The sequence below is a fragment of the Rhodococcus sp. DN22 genome (genome assembly GCF_036669995.1).
In the GTDB taxonomy this organism is placed as follows: Bacteria; Actinomycetota; Actinomycetes; order Mycobacteriales; family Mycobacteriaceae; genus Rhodococcus_F; species Rhodococcus_F erythropolis.
On record NZ_CP133326.1, the window covers coordinates 1,110,906 to 1,128,831 of the forward strand.

The 17,926-nt window shown below is 62.1% G+C and carries 18 protein-coding genes; 10 read left to right on the forward strand and 8 right to left on the reverse strand.

Annotated features, from left to right (window positions below):
• The first annotated feature begins 99 nt into the window (after positions 1 to 99).
• Entirely contained in the window at positions 100 to 1,512 is a 1,413-nt protein-coding gene (locus tag RA302_RS05030) for a C4-dicarboxylate transporter DctA (protein ID WP_003945501.1), read from the forward strand.
• A gap of 131 nt (positions 1,513 to 1,643) precedes the next feature.
• Here the strand turns inward: RA302_RS05030 and RA302_RS05035 are convergent, their stop codons facing one another.
• The 3 genes from RA302_RS05035 to RA302_RS05045 all read right to left on the reverse strand — a co-directional run bounded on the left by RA302_RS05035 (position 1,644) and on the right by RA302_RS05045 (position 5,253).
• Complete coding sequence (locus RA302_RS05035) at positions 1,644 to 2,867, reverse strand: acyl-CoA dehydrogenase family protein (protein ID WP_166501885.1); 1,224 nt, start codon at positions 2,865 to 2,867, stop codon at positions 1,644 to 1,646.
• Positions 2,864 to 4,141 (reverse strand): acyl-CoA dehydrogenase family protein, encoded by a 1,278-nt coding sequence (locus tag RA302_RS05040; RefSeq protein ID WP_020968556.1) that lies wholly within the window; start codon positions 4,139 to 4,141, stop codon positions 2,864 to 2,866. The genes RA302_RS05035 and RA302_RS05040 overlap by 4 nt, the downstream gene beginning before the upstream one ends.
• Positions 4,142 to 4,266: 125 nt before the next feature.
• Positions 4,267 to 5,253: a sucrase ferredoxin gene (locus RA302_RS05045; protein ID WP_225320282.1), complete on the reverse strand. Its 987-nt coding sequence runs from the start codon at positions 5,251 to 5,253 to the stop codon at positions 4,267 to 4,269.
• A gap of 122 nt (positions 5,254 to 5,375) precedes the next feature.
• Here RA302_RS05045 and RA302_RS05050 point away from each other — a divergent pair, with 122 nt between their 5' ends.
• From RA302_RS05050 to RA302_RS05065, 4 genes are all read left to right on the forward strand, one after another.
• Positions 5,376 to 6,314, forward strand: coding sequence for an iron-siderophore ABC transporter substrate-binding protein (locus RA302_RS05050; protein WP_020906375.1), 939 nt, complete (start codon positions 5,376 to 5,378; stop codon positions 6,312 to 6,314).
• Positions 6,315 to 6,394: 80 nt separating this feature from the next.
• The gene (locus RA302_RS05055) at positions 6,395 to 6,892 is read left to right on the forward strand and encodes a glutathione peroxidase (protein ID WP_166501886.1); all 498 of its coding nucleotides are present in this window, start codon (positions 6,395 to 6,397) and stop codon (positions 6,890 to 6,892) included.
• A 100-nt stretch (positions 6,893 to 6,992) separates the two neighbouring features.
• Positions 6,993 to 7,697 (forward strand): DUF2334 domain-containing protein, encoded by a 705-nt coding sequence (locus RA302_RS05060; RefSeq protein ID WP_166501887.1) that lies wholly within the window; start codon positions 6,993 to 6,995, stop codon positions 7,695 to 7,697.
• Between the two features lie 226 nt (positions 7,698 to 7,923).
• Entirely contained in the window at positions 7,924 to 9,285 is a 1,362-nt protein-coding gene (locus RA302_RS05065; protein WP_166501888.1) for an Ig-like domain-containing protein, read from the forward strand.
• An 8-nt stretch (positions 9,286 to 9,293) separates the two neighbouring features.
• Here the strand turns inward: RA302_RS05065 and RA302_RS05070 are convergent, their stop codons facing one another.
• Entirely contained in the window at positions 9,294 to 9,941 is a 648-nt protein-coding gene (locus RA302_RS05070) for an MBL fold metallo-hydrolase (RefSeq protein ID WP_166501889.1), read from the reverse strand.
• A gap of 165 nt (positions 9,942 to 10,106) precedes the next feature.
• Here RA302_RS05070 and purS point away from each other — a divergent pair, with 165 nt between their 5' ends.
• Positions 10,107 to 10,346: a phosphoribosylformylglycinamidine synthase subunit PurS gene (gene purS / locus RA302_RS05075; RefSeq protein ID WP_003945817.1), complete on the forward strand. Its 240-nt coding sequence runs from the start codon at positions 10,107 to 10,109 to the stop codon at positions 10,344 to 10,346.
• Positions 10,343 to 11,020 (forward strand): phosphoribosylformylglycinamidine synthase subunit PurQ, encoded by a 678-nt coding sequence (gene purQ / locus RA302_RS05080; protein ID WP_019747077.1) that lies wholly within the window; start codon positions 10,343 to 10,345, stop codon positions 11,018 to 11,020. Before purS ends, purQ begins: the two co-directional genes overlap by 4 nt.
• Positions 11,021 to 11,103: 83 nt before the next feature.
• Here purQ and RA302_RS05085 read toward each other — a convergent pair whose 3' ends face one another.
• The gene (locus RA302_RS05085; protein ID WP_019747078.1) at positions 11,104 to 12,324 is read right to left on the reverse strand and encodes a pyridoxal phosphate-dependent aminotransferase; all 1,221 of its coding nucleotides are present in this window, start codon (positions 12,322 to 12,324) and stop codon (positions 11,104 to 11,106) included.
• 138 nt (positions 12,325 to 12,462) lie between these two features.
• On the opposite strand from RA302_RS05085, the gene RA302_RS05090 reads away from it, so the two are divergent.
• Together RA302_RS05090 and RA302_RS05095 are read left to right on the forward strand one after the other, a co-directional pair.
• A complete protein-coding gene (locus RA302_RS05090; RefSeq protein WP_166501890.1) occupies positions 12,463 to 13,869 on the forward strand; it encodes a PLP-dependent aminotransferase family protein in 1,407 nt (468 codons plus the stop codon).
• Between the two features lie 57 nt (positions 13,870 to 13,926).
• Positions 13,927 to 14,373, forward strand: coding sequence for a hypothetical protein (locus tag RA302_RS05095; protein ID WP_166501891.1), 447 nt, complete (start codon positions 13,927 to 13,929; stop codon positions 14,371 to 14,373).
• A 6-nt stretch (positions 14,374 to 14,379) separates the two neighbouring features.
• On the opposite strand, the gene RA302_RS05100 is transcribed toward RA302_RS05095, so the two are convergent.
• The gene (locus RA302_RS05100) at positions 14,380 to 15,588 is read right to left on the reverse strand and encodes a macrolide family glycosyltransferase (protein WP_166501892.1); all 1,209 of its coding nucleotides are present in this window, start codon (positions 15,586 to 15,588) and stop codon (positions 14,380 to 14,382) included.
• Between the two features lie 180 nt (positions 15,589 to 15,768).
• On the opposite strand from RA302_RS05100, the gene RA302_RS05105 reads away from it, so the two are divergent.
• Positions 15,769 to 16,059 (forward strand): YiaA/YiaB family inner membrane protein, encoded by a 291-nt coding sequence (locus tag RA302_RS05105; protein WP_003945505.1) that lies wholly within the window; start codon positions 15,769 to 15,771, stop codon positions 16,057 to 16,059.
• Here RA302_RS05105 and RA302_RS05110 read toward each other — a convergent pair.
• Both RA302_RS05110 and RA302_RS05115 read right to left on the reverse strand, forming a co-directional pair.
• Positions 16,043 to 17,149 (reverse strand): ATP-binding protein, encoded by a 1,107-nt coding sequence (locus RA302_RS05110; RefSeq protein WP_166501893.1) that lies wholly within the window; start codon positions 17,147 to 17,149, stop codon positions 16,043 to 16,045. The genes RA302_RS05105 and RA302_RS05110 overlap by 17 nt on opposite strands.
• Positions 17,146 to 17,859 (reverse strand): response regulator transcription factor, encoded by a 714-nt coding sequence (locus RA302_RS05115; protein WP_080908998.1) that lies wholly within the window; start codon positions 17,857 to 17,859, stop codon positions 17,146 to 17,148. Before RA302_RS05115 ends, RA302_RS05110 begins: the two co-directional genes overlap by 4 nt.
• Positions 17,860 to 17,926: the final 67 nt, after the last annotated feature.

Genomic DNA, 17,926 nt, shown 5'->3' on the forward strand with positions numbered 1-17,926 from the left:
TGAACACAAACTTCCGGGCCCACCTGTTTGCAACAAGAATTCTCCACGACTCGAAGTGATCCCGATCACTTCACAGATATCCGATCCAAAGGACACCCCATGAGCAGCACGGCAACAGGGACAGTAGACGGTTCCCCACAGCCCGAGGGCACCAAGGCAAAGCGCGACAAGACGCATTGGCTCTACATGAGCGTCATCGTCGCGGTTATCGGCGGCATCCTCGTCGGTTGGCTCGCACCCGAGTTCGGTAAGTCCGTCGGTGTACTCGGCACGTTGTTCGTCAGCCTGATCAAGATGATGATCAGCCCGGTCATCTTCTGCACCATCGTGCTCGGCATCGGCTCGGTTCGAGCTGCGGCCAAGGTCGGCAAGGTCGGCGGCCTCGCACTCGCCTACTTCATCGGGATGTCCACCATCGCACTCGCGATCGGCCTGGGCGTCGGCAACCTGCTCAACCCGGGCAGTGGCCTGAACATCACGCCCAACGCGGCCTCCGTGGCCAAGCTTGCAGATCAGGCCCACAGCGCGGGCGGTACCTGGGACTTCATCGCGTCCATCATTCCGACTTCGATGCTGTCCTCCCTCACCGCCGGCAGCGTGCTGCAGACTCTGTTCGTCGCCCTTCTGGTCGGCTTCGCGATCCAGTCGCTCGGCAAGTCGGGTGAGCCGATTCTCAAGGCCGTCGGATACATCCAGAAGCTCGTGTTCAAGATCCTGACGATGATTCTCTGGCTCGCCCCGATCGGTGCTTTCGGCGCCATCGCCAGCGTCGTCGGCCAGACCGGTTTGAACGCCGTCGTCCAGCTCGGAACCCTGATGATCGGCTTCTACCTGACCTGCCTGATCTTCGTCTTCGGTGTTCTCGGAACGCTGCTGCGCGCCGTCACCGGATTCAACATCTTCAAGCTGGTCAAGTACTTGGCCCGTGAGTACCTGCTCATCTTCGCCACGTCGTCCTCCGAATCGGCACTGCCGCGTCTGATCGCCAAGATGGAGCACGTCGGCGTCGAGCGCACCACGGTGGGCATCGTCGTTCCCACCGGCTACTCGTTCAACCTCGACGGCACCGCGATCTACCTGACGATGGCCTCGATCTTCATCGCCGACGCCATGGGACAGCCGCTCGCCTTCGGTGAACAGCTCTCGCTGCTGGTGTTCATGATCATCGCCTCCAAGGGCGCTGCGGGAGTCAGCGGCGCCGGTCTGGCCACGCTGGCCGGTGGACTGCAGAGCCATCGCCCCGAGCTTCTCGACGGCGTCGGACTCATCGTCGGAATCGACCGCTTCATGTCGGAAGCGCGAGCGATCACCAACTTCTCGGGCAATGCGGTCGCGACTCTCCTGGTCGGCGCGTGGACCAAGACGATCGACAAGGAACGCGTCATCGAGGTGCTCGACGGGAAGATTCCGTTCAACGAAGCCACGATGCTCGACGACGAGGACGAAGAAGAGCAGCACAAACTCGAAACGGCTCCGACCGGCACCAAGCAGTCATTTGTGAGCCATCACTAGATACTTCCGCTCTCCTGAACGTTTGACCGCACAGCAGGCGCGGAACCCGATCTACGATCAGTGATCCTGGTCGTAACGATGAAAGAGACCGCCGCACCAACCGTGCGACGGTCTCTTTCTGTTCGTGGGTGCTATGTGTACCAGGTGGGTTCGGGAATCTCGCCGGTCAGAAAACGACTACCGACTTCACGGCGCTTGTACGCGAGCGGATCGTGAAGGGTATGCGTCCGGATGTTGCGCCAGTAGATATCCAGGCCGACATCGTTGGACGTGGCTCTGGCACCGGTCAGTTCGAAGATCTTGTTGCTGATCTCCAAGGAGACGTCGGCGGCGCGAAGTTTTGCGGCCGCAATGCGTACGGCGAGGTCGCCGCGAGCCTGCTCGGTGAGGTTTTCGCGAGCGTCGTGGAGCACGGCGTCGGCCTCACGGCTGACCTGATCCACGAAGGCCTCCGCCGCCCACAGCTTCGATTGCAAGTCGCCGTAGCCCTCAAGGAGGTACCACTCGTCGGTTGCGATTTCGCGGTTGTCACCGCCGTACGGCCATGGACGCGTACGGGTTCGGGTGTACTCGGCCGCAGTGTCCAGTGCGCCACGGGCGATCCCGAGGTAGAAGTTCGCGAACACGATCTCGATCGCGGGGAAGTTCAGGGTGTTGTAGACCAGAGGTTGGAATTCCTTGTCGACAAAGCCTGCCGCACTTGCCCAGTCGACCTCGACGTCGTTGATCTCGACACTGCCCGAATCGGTGAGGCGCTGCCCGAGGTTGTCCCAATCGCCGCGGAAGACTATGCCGTCCTGAGCAGTCGGCACGATAGCGAACACATGCGTCGCAGTTCCGTCGATGATTCCTTCGAGCACCGTGAGGTCGGTGACTCGTCCGCCGGTGGAAAACGACTTCACACCGTTGAATACCAGGGTGTCTCCGCGATCCACGACGGTGAGGTCGGTGTCTCGAGGGTTCACCGCGCCGCCGAAGAAGAATCGGTTGCTCGTGTACAGCTCCTCGACAGCGGAGATCTGCGGATCGGTTCCGACCAATCTGGCTGCCCATGCCCACAGGTAGTGGTACCCGAGCAGTTGCCCGATCGAGCCGTCGGCGCGCGCGATCTCCCGAACCACCTTGTAGGCGGTCTCCCATCGCTGCCCACCGCCGCCGAACTCGATCGGACCCAGCAGTGTCACCAGACCACTGTCCTTGAGCAGCTGGACTTCTCGGAACGGTGGTTCGCCGGCTCGGTCGCGGGCGAGCGCGTCGACGGCAAGGACGTTGCTCACCTCGCGAGCGCGGTCGATCCAGCCTTCGGATGTGTCGGGAACGCCGACGAAGACTTCGGTTTCACTGGTCACGGTCATGCCTGTACATCCTTTTCGGTCGGTGCAGTCCCGATGGCCCACACGTAAATCGGTTCGGTTCCGTTGATTTCGTAGTCGCCGACAACTTTGGATTTGAAGACGACCGGATTATGACTGGCCACGGTGCGCGCGTTGCGCCAGAACCGATCGAGATCGAGGTCGCGGCTCACTCCGGAAGCACCGAGTGCGTCGAAGATCTTGGCCGTGGCCGGAACGACGAGTCCGATCGAGGCGACTTGCCCTCGCCCCGAATCGATTTCGGCTGCGATGTTGGCGGCTTTCTCTTCCTCCGGCGAGCCGGAGAATGCGGCTTCGTATGCCCATTGGGACGACTGTGCTGCGTGCAGCGCCACGGCCTCGGCTGCAAAGGCAGCCGAGGACACCTCGCCGACAACTTGCTGGATCTGCGAATCCTGCGCGTATCTCGGAGCGTTGCCGTGACTGAAGGTTCGAGTACGAGAGGCGACTCGACGAGAGATCTCGGTTGTCGCAGCCTTGGCGATGCCGGCGAGAGTGGCGAGATGGAACAGTTGGTAGAACGCGGTCTGGTATTTGAAGCGCGTCGAGAAGTCGAAGATGTTCTCCGGCTGGACTATTGCGTTCTCGTAGACGGACGAGCCGGAGCCAGTCGTCTGCTGGCCGAACCCGTTCCAGTCGTCACTGTGTGTGACACCGGGTTGTCTCGCTTCGACTGCGGCGATCACGAATGCGCCGGTGTCGGTGCGCTGCGAGTACAGGTCGATCCAGTCGGCGAAAATGGAACCCGTGCTGTAGAACTTTGCCCCGTTCGCCAAGAAATGGTCGGAATCGGGTGCGGGCGAGACCTTGGTGTTGGCTTCACCCAATGCAACGTCGCCGATTTCGGTCCACGCGTTGCCGACCAACTGTCCCTCCGCGAAGCGTCGGAGCCAGGTGTCGCGCTCAGGTCCGGGGTCGGCGACCAGTCGGTCTTCGACAAACGCGAAATGACCGCGCAGTGCCTGGGTGATGTTGGAATCGGCGCTCGACAACTCGACTAGTAACCGGATCAATTGCGGGATGCTCGCGCCGGATCCACCGTGTGTTGTCGGCACCCGAACGGCGCCGAAGCCTGCTTTCTTGAGTGCGTCGATCTGTTGGAAGGGAAGCACGTGATCGCGTTCGCGTTCGACGACGGCTTGTGCGATGTCCGCGAAGATCGGACGGAATTTTGCTGCCAGTGTTTCGTAGTCGACCTCACTCTTGATCGGATCTGCAGACCGGGAAACGGCATTCGGCGTCAGTGCGGTGGTCATGGGAAGAATGCAAGCTGTAATCACCAGGGGCGTCGATCCTTCATCGCGACCTGATTCGAAGTGTTGTCAGTCCGCGCAAATCTCGGTTCGATGGCCTGCCGGGCAGTTCTACCGGAATCGAGTGGTCAGTGCGATTGCTCGTGAAGGTGTTCTACGATCCATCCGTTCCATTCGACAGTTCCTCCGGAACCGCAATCGTGTCGGAACGGCTGCCCTGGAGAGCCGGGTCGAACGACCACGCGAAAGTCTCTCGCCTCCAATCGAAGATCGACAGTCGTATGTTCTCCGTCGACGCTCTCGGTGACGCTCTCGAGTGCGTCCGTCGCGACGATGCCGGTAACGCGTCGGACTGCGTGTTCGGCGGCCTGAGCGGCCTGTGACAGTGCCGCTCGGCCGCGCAGGTGCAGCAGCTCCAATTCTCCGGCTTGGCATTTTTCGGCTGCATCGATCGCGGAGTTGCCGTCCAGTCGGCTGAAATAGACTGCGGCGGGCCACGCAATCATGTTGGCCGCGAATCGATCTCCGCCGATGTGACTGCATTCCCACACATCTGCGATCTGTGCCGCGTTCAGCGCCGACACGACCGGGCGACCGAGTTCCGCGCAGCACGCATCCTTCTTTCCATGTGTGCAGACCGCGAAGAGCGGTTCCGTGCGGGAGCGGCCGAAGTCGGGTTCCACTCCGGTGGCCATCGATTCGAACGGCAGTACCGACAGGTCCTCGTATCGGTCGACCGACCCTTCCCGCATCCACTGACGTGTGCCGTCCGTCCAGGCGAGTACGCACATCGGGGTGAGGACTCGGCGGTTGCGGGGCCGCCGGATCACCACGAGGCGGATACGACCCTGCGCTGCGTAGATTTTTTCGGTGAGTGCGACTGGGAGAACGTCGTCAGGAGCGGACGCCGGCCAGGGGCCGGGGTGCTCGATCAACACCCACAGATGTGTCATTCCGGCGCGACCGACCATCGGTTCGCCGGCGGTCGACGACTGCCGTGTACAGGCGTGAGGGCGTCGACTGGTTTGCGGATTGGCGACAAATTCCGGAAAGCACTGCGTAGATGCCTTCCCCAGGACACCGTCGCTGCAGGTGTGGCAGGGAAGGGAAGACATGATGAGGCTCCAGTCTCGTAGGTTAGGCTCACCAGACTATTGGATGGTGAATCCTTTGCTCAGCCGTGGTGAATGCGCGTGGCTGTGACGGTCGAAAGCAGTCGGTAACAGGAGTGTTGGGAATGAAACGCAGTAACTCGCGGGCGAAGTACGTGCTGGGTGGTTTTGTCCTCGCCGCCATCGTGGCAACGACAACGGCGTGTGGCAGTGACGACAAGACGGATACCGACAGTCAGTCCGCCGACACCGTGCACGCGGTCACCCATGCCCGCGGAACCACGGACGTACCGATGGATCCGCAGAGAGTTGTCGTGCTCGAGCCGGTTCAGCTCGACACGTCGGTAGCGCTGGGCGTGATTCCCGTGGGCACCGCGGTCCTCAGCGAGACGACCGGTGTTCCGGCGTACCTCGGTGAGAAGGCCGCGGAGATCGAGATGGTCGGCACCGTCGCGGCGCCGAACCTCGAGAAGATCGTCGCACTGAGCCCGGACCTGATCATCGGAACGGAATCGCGGCACGGTGATCTGTACGAGCAACTCGCTGCCATCGCGCCGACCGTCTACATGGCGACCCAGACCGATCCGTGGCAGGACAACGTCCAGTTCGTCGCAGAGGCGTTGAACAAGACCGATCAGGCAGGCGAACTGCTCGGTGATTACACGGCACGCTGCGAGGAAGTGGCGAGCAAGCACAGCACCGAGGGCAAGACCGCTCAGCTCATCCGCCCACGCGACGACGTTCTGACGCTGTACGGACCCACGTCGTTTGCCGGAAGCACTCTCGAATGCGCGGGACTCACGATTCCCGCACGCGACTGGGAGAACTCGATCTCCGTCGACCTCTCCCCGGAATTCGTCTCCGGAGCCAACGCCGACCTCATCCTGGTCACCTCCGCGAAGCCGGCAGATGCCAGCACGATGCCGAAGGCCGTGGCGGACAACGCCGGATTCTTCCCGAACCCACATCTGGTCGACATGTCCTACTGGATCACGGGCGTCGGACCGCTCGGCGGCCTCACCGTTCTGGACGACCTCGATCGCATTCTCGGAGCATCGAAGTAGCAGTAGGTGAGAACAAGCAGTAGGTGAGAACAAGTAGTGGGCGAGAACTGGCAGTCGGCAAGAGTCGCTAAGTTGGACCTATGACAACTCCAGTACAGAACATCGCGATCAACACCCTCGGTGGCGTGCCCACCTCGTTGGGTGAATACGACGGCCGTGCCGTGCTCGTGGTCAACGTGGCATCCAAGTGTGGACTGACCCCGCAGTACTCGGCGCTCGAGAAGCTGGCCAGCGAGTACGCCGATCGCGGTCTGACCGTGATCGGCATCCCGTGCAACCAGTTCATGGGGCAGGAACCGGGTACCGCCGAAGAGATCGAGACGTTCTGCTCCACTACCTACGGCGTCACGTTCCCGCTCCTCGAGAAGATCGAGGTGAACGGCGAGAACCAGCATCCGCTGTACGCCGAACTCACCAAGGCTGCCGACGCCGAAGGCGCTGCGGGCGACATCCAGTGGAACTTCGAGAAGTTCTTGATCGGACCGGACGGCACCGTCGTCAACCGCTTCCGTCCGCGGACCGAACCTGACGCTCCCGAGGTTGTCGCCGCCATCGAAGCCGCGCTTCCCAGGAATTAGTAGCCGCGCTTCTCAAGAACTAGTAGCTGTGCTGAAAACTGCCGCCGGATGATCATCCGGCGGCAGTGTGCTGTTCACCCACAGCTGCCACTATCGGAGTATGTCCGCAGAACTGATCGTGTCGGTATCCGGAATCAGAGACGAGACATGTTATCTCGCTGCCGGATTCGCAGACGAGATGGACGCTCGAGGTGTCCGCCTGTCGCTCCTGGTGGCGCCGCGACTGAAGGACAAATACCGACTGGCCGACGACGCGGTGACGACGGCCTGGCTGCGTGAGCGTCGTGAGCACGGCGACGCCATCGTTCTGCACGGCTACGACCAGGCCGCGACCAAGCGTCGTCGAGCCGAGTTCGCCACTCTGTCGAAGCACGAAGCAAAACTGCGACTACTCGCTGCGGATCGGGTTCTCGAGCATGCAGGCCTTCGGACCCGGGTGTTCGCACCGCCGCGCTGGGTGGTGTCGCCTGGTGCCATGTCGGTGTTGCCGGAGACCGGCTTTCGGACGATGGCAGGCCTCGGCGCAGTACACGATCTGACCCGTGGAACCTTGCAGCGGGGAAGGGTTTTCGGTATCGGCGAGGGCTTCAAGGCCGAGCCGTGGTGGTGTCGCGCATTGGTTCTCGGAGCCGGGCGCGCCGCCAAGCGTGGGGGACTGGTCAGATTGTCGATTACTGCCAAGCAGTTGGGAAACGAGGGCCCACGTCAGGCTGTTCTCGACGCTGTGGACCTCGCGCTTTTTCATGAGGCCACCTCGCAGGTATACCGATGGAACTCCCCGTCGCAGGCACTCGGCGCTGCCTGAATTCGGTCATTGGCAACTATTTGATAGCTGCGAGATGGTGTCGTGTGTCCGGGTTGCCCGAGCAGGCAGACTCTTCGCATTTATCCCGTTCCTTGCAGGCAGTAGGGCCGATTAGGTCAAAGTCGCATAAAGTGGACGTTGAATTCGAGTATGGCGTCGCCCAACCTTTTCGCTGCTACAGTGCGTGCAGTTAATCTGCCGCTAGTAGACGAAGTTGAGGTTCACCATGCGCGCACGAGGGTTCTCCAAGTCGGCCGAGGGTCTTGTCGCTCTGGCTGTGGGCGCAGTCGTCTGTGCTGCAATCGTCCCGGCAGTTGCGTCTGCCGCTCCGACCGGCGTGGTTCACACGCTGCCGACAGGCGGTGTCGACGGCGGTGCGAGCGAAGGCACCCGCACCGCAACTGTCGACGACGAAGGTGAGCAACTCACACTGCGGCTTCACAAGATGAATCTGCGGGGATCCGACTTCTCGATGGCCGTACAGGAAAGCGGCGGCGAGCTGACCGATGTGGTGATCCCGGCGCCCCGTTCGTACATCGGCAGTGTGGAAGGGCATCCGGACGCAATCGTCTCGGCCATCGTCGACTCCGCCGGAACACTGCGCGGACAGGTGATTTTCGATCGGGGCGCTTCGATCGAGTTCGTCGGATCGGACGTGGTCGGTCGCAGCACCGCGCCGATCGATGCGAAGCCGCAATGGCCGACCGCCTCCATCGCGACGGCCTCGGCAGCAAACGTCGGCAAGACGGTGAAGCAGTTCGTGGTTGGGCTGGACCTGAGCGGCGAGTGGTACTCCGCGCACGGTGAACGCAGTCCCGCCGTCGCCCTGGACCGGGCCGAGGAATCCATGGCCAGAACCGCTGCGATCTGGATCAGAGACGTCGGAATCCGGCCGATCCTCGGTCGGGTCGTCCTTCGGGCAGATGCCGCCGAAGATCCGTATTCGAGCAGTTGTGAAAACCTCGAGCAGTTGGAAGAACTGTGGTCCGATCAAGTCGGGACCAGCGTCGATCAGGCGACTGTCGTGTGCAAATCCGGTGGCGGAAATGCCTACTACTCGAAGTTCGAACTCGATCACAGCTACGCGCACGTCGGTGCCGGGCCCGATGGCACCTTCAGTCGTGTCCTCCGCCACGAGTTGGGCCACAACTTCTATGCCGACGACTATCACGGCGGTGGCGCCGAGGGATCGACCATCATGAACGGCAACGACCTCTCGCGCTTCGACGGCACCGAATTTGCTGCCATCGTCGATGCTGCGGATGTTGCCTCGGCTCGACTCGACGATGTCGGTCGGTACACGGCAAGTCCGATCCCGCCGTACGCCGCACTCGACACCGCGCGGGTCCGCTCAGGTGGCGCGGCCACCGTCGACGCCGTCGCGAATGATCATGACAGCAACGGAGATTCGATCAAGGTGACCGGCGTCGAGGGGACATCACTTCTCGGTGGCACGGTAAAACTCGAAAACGGTGAAGTTGTGTTCGAGGCCGGAACGAAGACAGGCACCGACAGGATTCTCTACACACTCACCGATGCAGACGGTGGGACGAGCACCGGCTGGATCATCGTCGACGTGAGTGCGTGAGAACTGAATCAGGCGACTTCGACGCTCGACTCCTCGCCGAGAACTCGGAACTCGGTGCCGTCGGCAGCCATTTCCGAATAGCGACCGTAGAAAATACCTGTGGCTTCGTCGCGGATGATCGCTTGATGGATGGGAACCGCGACGCGCGGCGCTACCGCGCGGAGGTAGTCGATGGCCTCCGAGATCTTGAGCCACGGTGCGGCGGCGGGAAGGGCAAGAACGTCGACCTTCTGTTCGGGGATGTAGAGGGAATCGCCGGGATGCATGAACTGCGCCGGGTTGGTGGCGTCGCCGAGGAGGAACGCGGTGTTGTCGATCATCGGTAGGTCCGGATGGATGATCGCGTGCTCTCCGCCGGTTCCGGTCACCTCGACGTCGCCGATGCTGAACCGGTCGCCCGGCCGGACTCCCGTCCAGCGCCCACCGAGCTTCTCAGCCGTCTGCGGATCGCTGTACAGCACCGCGTCGGGGTTTGCTTCGGCCAGTTCGGGTAGCCGCGCCGGGTCGGCATGATCGGGGTGTTGATGTGTCACGAGGATGGCGTCGAGGCCGGTGATGCCTTCGAATCCGTGCGAGAAGTTGCCGGGATCGAAGAGGATTTTCGATCCGTTCAACTCCACGAGCACACAGGAATGGCCAAAATGTGTCAGTCGCATGATTTCGAGTATGCGCCGCCCTGGAGTGACTCGCAGGCGGGTTTCGCGGGTGTTGGCCGTCACGCCCCGATCACTCGATGCGAACCATCTCGGGTGCGCCCGGTAAACTGGCCATCACCCGAGCGTTTCACTCCGGGTTCGCGCACTAGTACCGAGGAGCAGCACGTGGCCCGTGTCGTCGTCGAAGTCATGCCCAAGGCCGAGATTCTCGACCCCCAGGGACAGGCAATTGTCGGGGCACTGTCTCGCCTGGGCTTTGCAGGAGTATCCGATGTCCGTCAGGGCAAGCGGTTCGAGTTGGAGATCGACGGCAGTGTCGAAGACGCCGAACTCGAGAAGATCGCCGAAGGCCTGCTGGCCAACACGGTGATCGAGGATTGGACCGTCAGGCGAGTCGAGGCATGAGCGCACGTATCGGGGTTATCACGTTCCCGGGCACGCTCGACGACATCGATGCTGCTCGGGCCATCAACCTGGCCGGCGGTGAAGCTGTCGAACTCTGGCACGGCGACGCAGACCTCAAGGGTGTCGACGCGGTTGTCGTTCCCGGCGGATTCTCCTACGGCGACTACCTTCGTTGCGGCGCGATCGCACGTTTTGCTCCCGCGATGGGCAAGGTTGTCGAAGCAGCCAAGGGAGGCATGCCGGTCCTGGGCATCTGCAACGGTTTCCAGATCCTCTGCGAAGCAGGTTTGCTCCCCGGTGCCCTGACCCGTAACCAGGGTCTGCACTTCATCTGCCGCGACGAGTGGTTGACGGTCGAAGCCAACAACACGGCTTGGTCCTCGCGTTACGAGGCCGGCGCCCAGATCCTCATCCCGCTCAAGTCGGGTGAAGGTCGCTTCCAGGCTTCCGAGAATGTTCTCGACGAACTCGAGGGCGAAGGCCGCGTCGTCTTCCGCTACTCGGAGGAGAACCCCAACGGTTCGCAGCGTCGTATCGCCGGTATCTCTTCGGCCAACGGCCGCGTCGTCGGTTTGATGCCGCACCCCGAGCACGCCACCGAGGCTCTCACCGGACCGAGCGACGACGGACTCGGCTTGTTCTACTCGGCACTCGACGCGATCGTCACTGCCTGATCGCCTGCTGATTTTCACCACTGAACGCCGACCGGAAATCCGGTCGGCGTTCAGTCGTTTGTGGGGGCGTCCCGGTTCTCGGGTTACTGGCTGTAGGAACTGAGGAAGTTGCCGAGACGCTCGAGGGCGGTCGCGAGGTCGTCGGTGTTCGGCAGGGTCACCAACCGAAAGTGGTCGGGTTCGATCCAATTGAACGCGCGGCCGTGACTGACCAGAATCTTCTCCGATTCCAGTAGATCGAGAACGAACCTCTCGTCGTCGACGATGCCGAACTTGTCGACGTCGAGCTTCGGGAACAGATACAGCGCGCCGTCGGCCTGCTGACAGCTGATCCCGTCGATGCTGTTGAGCGTGCTGTGCGCGAGATCGCGCTGTGCTGTCAGTCGACCTTGCGGGAGCAGGAGGTCCTCGATGGACTGGCGTCCGCCGAGTGCGGTCTGGATCGCGTGCTGCGCCGGCACATTGGCACACATTCGCATGTTGGCCAGCAGTTTGATGCCTTCGATGAAACTCGACGCCCGCTCGAGTGGTCCGGTGATGGCCAGCCATCCGGCTCGGAACCCGCAGACGCGGTAGGCCTTGGACAGCCCCGAGTACGTCAGACACAAAACGTCTCGCCCGGTCATCGACGCAAGGTTTGTCATGGATCGGCCGTCGTAGACGATCTTCTCGTAGATCTCGTCGGCGAAGAGCATCAGGTCATGCTTGCGGGCAATGTCGACGAAGCGTTGCAGCACCTCCGTCGAGTAGACGGCGCCCGTCGGATTGTTGGGATTGATGACGACAATCCCTCGGGTGCGCGGAGAGATCCGGGCTTCCAGATCGTCGAAGTCCGGTGCCCAGCCCTGGCTTTCATCGGTGAGGTAGTGAACCGGCGTGCCGCCGGCAAGTGAAACCGAAGCCGTCCACAAGGGGTAGTCGGGAGCGGGAATCAGGATCTCGTCCTCGGGATTGCAGAGCGCCTGCATCGTCAGCGTGATCAGTTCGGAGACGCCGTTTCCGAGATAGATCTCGTCGACGGTGACGTCGGTGATACCCCGCGTCTGGTAGTACTGGACCACCGCGGTGCGCGCCGAATACAGTCCGCGAGAATCGCAATATCCCTGGGCGGTAGGGAGATTGCGGATCATGGCCATCATGATTTCGTCCGGTGCTTCGAATCCGAAGGGGGCTGGATTACCGACGTTGAGTCGCAGGATCGTGTGTCCCTGATCCTCGAGTTCTTCGGTCTTGTCGAGAATTCGCCCTCTGATGTCGTACCTGACATTCTCGAGCTTGCGGGCCTGATCGATGGGTGTGTTCACGCGGTTACGTACCTCTCCGGTTCGGGTGGGCGAGTTGTGTTTCAGATGAGAAGGGCGCCTCAGGGTTCGGTCTGGAAACGGACATTGATTCGCGATAGCGCTAGCGGCGAGAGGAGAGTAGCGCTACTATGATTCGACATGTCCAATGATAGCAGTTCGAGGATTGTCGCAGCCTTGCGCGAATGGATCGCGACGGCACCTCCAGGCGCGAAGCTTCCGTCCACTCGGTCGCTCGTGAGCCTGCACGGGGCGAGCCCGGTCACCGTGCAGAAGGCGCTGCGAACGCTGGTATCTCAGGGGGTGGTGGAGGCTCGTCCCGGTGTGGGAACCTTCGTACGCGCCGCACGCGTCGTGCGACCCAACGATTACGGGTGGCAGACCGCGGCGCTCGGATCGCCGAACTATCGTCTGCAGCTGCCTATTGCGCTGCAGTCCACCTCCAACGACGTGATCGCACTGCATTCCGGCTATCCGGCCCGAGAGCTGTTGCCCGAAGGGCTGGTTCGTGCAGCATTCACCAGGGCGACGCGAACCGACGCTGTGTTCAATCGGCCCCTCGCTGCCGGGCTTCCGGAACTGCAGTCCTGGTTTGCCTCCGAATTGGGTTCCGCAACTCCTGCCGGCATCACTCCGCCGGGGCCGAACGACGTGGTTGTACTTCCCGGCAGTCAGGGTGGGCTTGCGACGTCCTTCCGCGCGTTGGTGGGGGAGGGGCGTCCGTTGCTCATGGAATCGCCGACCTACTGGGGTGCGATCCTGGCTGCCGCCCAGGCCGGAGTCACGGTCATTCCGATCTCCAGTGGCGCCAACGGTCCTGATCCCGAAGAGCTTTCGCGTGCATTCGAACAGACCGGTGCCCGTGCGTTCTACGCACAACCGAGCTTCGCGAGCCCGACGGGAGCGCTGTGGTCGCCGTCGTTGGCTGACAAGGTTCTCGACACCGTCCGTCGCCACGGCGCCTTCCTCATCGAGGACAGTTCGGCGCTCGACTTCGGAATCACCGCAGATCCCAGCCCCATCGCTGCACGCGACGACAGCGGACACGTCGTCTACCTTCGTGCACTGACCAAGAGCGTGTCGCCGTCGGTGCGAGTTGCCGGATTGATCGCCCGAGGCCCGGCCTACGAGCGGATTCTTGCTGATACACAGGCGGATTCGATGTATGTCAGTGGGATGCTGCAAGCGGTAGCGCTCGACGTCGTGACCCAACCGGCCTGGCGTACGCACTTGCGCCGGCTTCGTCAGCAACTCGAGGCCAGACGCGACCTCCTCGTGTCGAGTCTGCGCGAGCATGCGCCGGACGCTCACCTCGACGCTGTCCCGCAAGGCGGACTCAACCTCTGGCTTCGGCTCCCGGACACCACGAATCTCGAACGTGTCGTGCAGGACTGCCGCTCGGCCGGCGTCATCGTCGGGGCCGGTGACGATTGGTTCCCGGCAGAACCGACCGGAAAGTTTTTGCGGCTCAACTACGCCGGACCGAACCCGGGTGAGTTCCCCGACGCCGCCCGCATCATCGGCCGAGCAATCACACAACATATGTAGAACTTCACCTCGCTGGTGGTTGACCTGAACTTCCGTTGAGGTTTTATCGTCGTGTCCATGAACAAACAAGCGATGCAGCCGCCGGCCAATCAGCCGATCGGATTCTGGACAGCGCGTGCCGGTGAAGCGATTCGCGCGCGCACGCGCGGAGCGCTCGAAGCAATCGGCGTGACCCAGCCGGGGTGGTGGGTCCTGCACCAACTTTCGCTGCACCCTGAAGGGGTGGAGCGAGCTGTCCTCCTGCGAACGATCGGTCCGAACGAATCAACCGACGTGATCGACGCGGCCGTCGACTCTGCTCTCGACCTGGGCTGGGCGCGTGAAGTCGAGTCTGTCCTTCTCCCTACTGATGCGGGCTCCCAGCAGTTCGATCGCGCCGCGCGGGTACAGCAGATGCTGCAGGAAGAGCGGATGAAGGGAATCAGCGAAGAAGAATTCGTCACCACCATCACGGTTCTGCAGCGAACCATCAAGAACGTGGGCGGCGACGCCTGGCACTGGTAGCCACCACTACCGCCGCCCGCTGTCTGGCAGGGCGGCCTCGATCAACTCGACGGCACGAGATACACCGCCCGCCGCTGCGAGTTCTTTTGCCAACTCTGCACTGCGTCGGCGGAACTCGTCCGAGGTCACCCGAGTCAGCGCCTCACGAAGCTCTACTGCCGTGACGGTGGCGCCGTCGACGCGTACTGCGACACCGGCGTCGACGAGCGAGTCGGCGTTGCCGAACTGATCGACGGCTTGCGGCACCGCGATCATGGGTGTGCCGGTCACGAGCCCCTCGCTGGATCCGCCCATACCCGCGTGGGTCACGAATATGTCGGCCTGCTGCAGAATCGCGAACTGCGGTACCCAGCGGTGTATTTCGACGTTGTCGGGTAGTGGTCCGAGATCCGAGATCTGCACCTGCTTTCCGATCTGGAGGACGACGTGCCAGCCGTCCATCGGGCCGAAAGCCTCGACGCAGGTGCGATAGAAATCCGGATGATCGGTGAAGGCTGAACCCAGCGAAATCAACACAAGCTTGCGTTCGGGATCCGGGTTCACCCAGGGTTGATTGCTCGGTTCGAGTGCGGGGCCGACAAACGTGTAGACGTCGCGGTTCACGCGATCGGCGTTGGGCTGCATCGATTCTGCGATCAGCACGATTGCACGGGGTGGGCGTCCGGTGAACTCACGCGGATCGACCTCGACGCCTTCGGCGCGGAAGAACCGGGCCTCGCGATCGAGTAGGTCGACGCCTCTCGGATCGGAACGAATCTCGTCGTACATCGGTGCGGCGTCGTCTTCGTAGCCGTCCCAGGCAACATACGTCGGCGACAACTGGATGATGGGAACGTTCCACTGCTGAGCCAGTATTCGCGCGGGGATCCCGGCGATGTCGTAGAGAAAGAGGTCGGGACGGTCGTCGTCGTAGATTTGGCGCAGCTGCGGCAGCATCGCCTCGTAGTCGTCCTGGAAAATCGTCAACTGATCGATCAGATCCCCATCCCAACTCTTCTCCGGTTCGGCGCCGTCAGGGGAAGGAACGAGGCTGGGCAGCGTGGAGACGTACGGTGCGAATTCGGCCCCGGTCGCCTCGATGACCTCGCGCATCGACTCGTCGTTGGCGTAGGTGACGCGGTGACCGGCGGCGACGAGACGCGCGATGATCGCCAGGCTCGGATTGACGTGGCCAGGTGCCGGAATGCTCACCATGGCGATATGTCTGCGGGTCATCGATCACTCCTGCCGTCTGACTGTTGTCGAACAACAACTGTTCTGGAACAACTCCGGATACCGGACCGAGACTATCCACCAGGATGGGTAACGGCATCTGATTTTTGCCGGGGAAGTACCGTGCGCACTCGAGTAGGACTACGCATCCGAGTGCCGGGATGGGCGAGCAGACTTCGAAGCATGAGCACACCGACAACACCTTCGAAGACCACTGCAGCCTTCTATCTGCAGGCCGGAATAGCCTTTGCCGTCAGTTTTGTCGGCACCCTCCTCGGAATTGCGTATCTTCCGATCGATGCGTGGCAACGCGGATTTCTCGGAATGTCCTTGCTGTTCTTGGTCACCAGTACGTTCACGTTGGCCAAGGTGATTCGTGATCAGCAGGAGGCGTCTACCGTCAGGGTTCGAGTGGACGAGGCTCGACTCGAGAAGTTGATCGCCGAGCACGATCCGTTCAAGGCAGCTGCCTGAGTCCCATCGGCACAGTGAGGACGAGCGTGCTGCCGAGCGGCTGCTCATTGCGGCGGGCCGTCAGGTTGCCGCCATGCGCCAGCGCGAGGCTCCTCGCAATGGTCAGTCCCAAACCGGAGCCGTCGGATCGATCACCGCGATGGAAACGGTCGAAGACGGATTCGAGTTGGTCTGCGGGAATTCCGTCACCGGTATCGGTGACGGACACCGTGAGGTGATCACCTTCCCGTGCGAGTGTCACCTTCACCGAACCTCCGGTTGGAGTGTGCCGCAACGCGTTTTCGAGCAGGTTGGCGAGGATCTGTTCGATTCGTTGGCGATCGACCTCGGCCGTGACCGGTTGCGGAGGCAGGGCGGTTGTCAATTCGACTCCACGATCGGCAAAACGTGGCCCTGCTGCTGCCGTTGCGCTGCAGACGATGTCGTCGAGATTCTCGGTCCGGCGATCGAGTTCGAGAGCGTGTTCGTCGGCAGCGGAGACGTCCGCCAGATCGCACGACAGCCGACGCAGACGTTCGAGTTGATCGCGCATCACCGACCATGACGAAGGATCTGTCGGCACAACTCCGTCCTCGATGCCGTCCACGTACGCAGCCAAAGTCGATACCGGAGTGCGCAATTCGTGGGCAAGGTCGGCAAGCAGTCGTTTGCGGACCCGATCCGAATGATCAAGGCGTGCAGCCATGTCGGCGAATGCCGTTTCGAGACGCGTGAAATCGGCATCTACGTCGGACCTGCCGATAGTCACGTCGAAGTTCCCGTCGGCGACGCTTTGCGCCGCCTCTGCCAGCATGGTGATCGGTGCCGTGACGCGTCGGACGATGTAGACCGCGGCGATGCCTGCGCCCACGAGCGCGACCGCGATCCCGCACAACAGAGCAATGGTCATGGTCTGAGCGAATGCTTCTTCGGTGTGGGTACGGACATTCGAGTCTTCGATGCCGGCCATCATGAGGTGGTTGTGAAAGAGCGGGGCAGCGACGGCGATGGCAACGGCGGCGATGACGAGGCAGGCGACGAACAGGACGACAAGCTGCGCGAGCAGTAGTTTTCCGCGTAGCCCGAGTCTTTTCATGACGACCGTGTTCATGACGACCTCAGTGAGTATCCGACGCCCCTGACGGTTCTGATGAACCGCGGATCGGTCGCGTCGTCGCCGAGTTTGCGGCGTAATGCACGGACATGGACGTCGACGATGTGCTGGTCCCCGAACCAGGACGACCCCCACACCGAGGCGATGATATCGGCCCGACTCCAGGCTGCGTCGGGTCGGGATGCGAGCGCGGACAACAGGGTGAACTCGGTGGGGGTCAGATCGACCAGGTTGTCGTCGACACGGACCGTGCGCGCCAGGACGTCGATGTCGAGTCCGGGAGGCGTTGGCAGCACTTTCGGCAGCAAACTCGACGCGCGTGGCCGTCTGAGCAGAGCTTTCACTCGCGCAACCAACTCGCGGGGGCCGAAGGGTTTGACCACGTAGTCATCCGCGCCGGCCGCCAGACCCGTCACTTTGTCCGACTCTTCACCGCGGGCGGAGAGCATCAGGATGTACGCGTCCGAGAAGGTGCGGATTCGTCGGCAGACTTCCATGCCGTCGAAGCCCGGGAGCATCAGATCGAGCACGATCAGCGCGGGCTCGAATTCGCGCACCGAGCGTACTGCGCTCGGCCCGTCGTGGGCGAGGCGCACGGTGAATCCTTCGCGTGTCAGATAGTTGGCGACAACCTTCGCGAGGGCAGTCTCGTCGTCGACGACAAGAACACGCCCCGGTTCCTCACCAGGTCGTAGTTCGGCGCTCATCAAACCGAGGTTAGTCGACTGTGTGTCTGCATTGCTGTCGTGTGGTGGTTTCCGCTCGACTGTGAAG

Bases quoted from the DNA above. Each gene is read 5' to 3' on its own strand.
- RA302_RS05030 (WP_003945501.1), top strand. From the start codon at position 100: ATGAGCAGCACGGCAACAGGGACAGTAGACGGTTCCCCACAGCCCGAG.
- RA302_RS05035 (WP_166501885.1), bottom strand. From the start codon at position 2,867: ATGACCGTGACCAGTGAAACCGAAGTCTTCGTCGGCGTTCCCGACACA.
- RA302_RS05040 (WP_020968556.1), bottom strand. From the start codon at position 4,141: ATGACCACCGCACTGACGCCGAATGCCGTTTCCCGGTCTGCAGATCCG.
- RA302_RS05045 (WP_225320282.1), bottom strand. From the start codon at position 5,253: ATGTCTTCCCTTCCCTGCCACACCTGCAGCGACGGTGTCCTGGGGAAG.
- RA302_RS05050 (WP_020906375.1), top strand. From the start codon at position 5,376: ATGAAACGCAGTAACTCGCGGGCGAAGTACGTGCTGGGTGGTTTTGTC.
- RA302_RS05055 (WP_166501886.1), top strand. From the start codon at position 6,395: ATGACAACTCCAGTACAGAACATCGCGATCAACACCCTCGGTGGCGTG.
- RA302_RS05060 (WP_166501887.1), top strand. From the start codon at position 6,993: ATGTCCGCAGAACTGATCGTGTCGGTATCCGGAATCAGAGACGAGACA.
- RA302_RS05065 (WP_166501888.1), top strand. From the start codon at position 7,924: ATGCGCGCACGAGGGTTCTCCAAGTCGGCCGAGGGTCTTGTCGCTCTG.
- RA302_RS05070 (WP_166501889.1), bottom strand. From the start codon at position 9,941: ATGCGACTGACACATTTTGGCCATTCCTGTGTGCTCGTGGAGTTGAAC.
- purQ (WP_019747077.1), top strand. From the start codon at position 10,343: ATGAGCGCACGTATCGGGGTTATCACGTTCCCGGGCACGCTCGACGAC.
- RA302_RS05090 (WP_166501890.1), top strand. From the start codon at position 12,463: ATGTCCAATGATAGCAGTTCGAGGATTGTCGCAGCCTTGCGCGAATGG.
- RA302_RS05095 (WP_166501891.1), top strand. From the start codon at position 13,927: ATGAACAAACAAGCGATGCAGCCGCCGGCCAATCAGCCGATCGGATTC.
- RA302_RS05100 (WP_166501892.1), bottom strand. From the start codon at position 15,588: ATGACCCGCAGACATATCGCCATGGTGAGCATTCCGGCACCTGGCCAC.
- RA302_RS05105 (WP_003945505.1), top strand. From the start codon at position 15,769: ATGAGCACACCGACAACACCTTCGAAGACCACTGCAGCCTTCTATCTG.
- RA302_RS05110 (WP_166501893.1), bottom strand. From the start codon at position 17,149: ATGAACACGGTCGTCATGAAAAGACTCGGGCTACGCGGAAAACTACTG.
- RA302_RS05115 (WP_080908998.1), bottom strand. From the start codon at position 17,859: ATGAGCGCCGAACTACGACCTGGTGAGGAACCGGGGCGTGTTCTTGTC.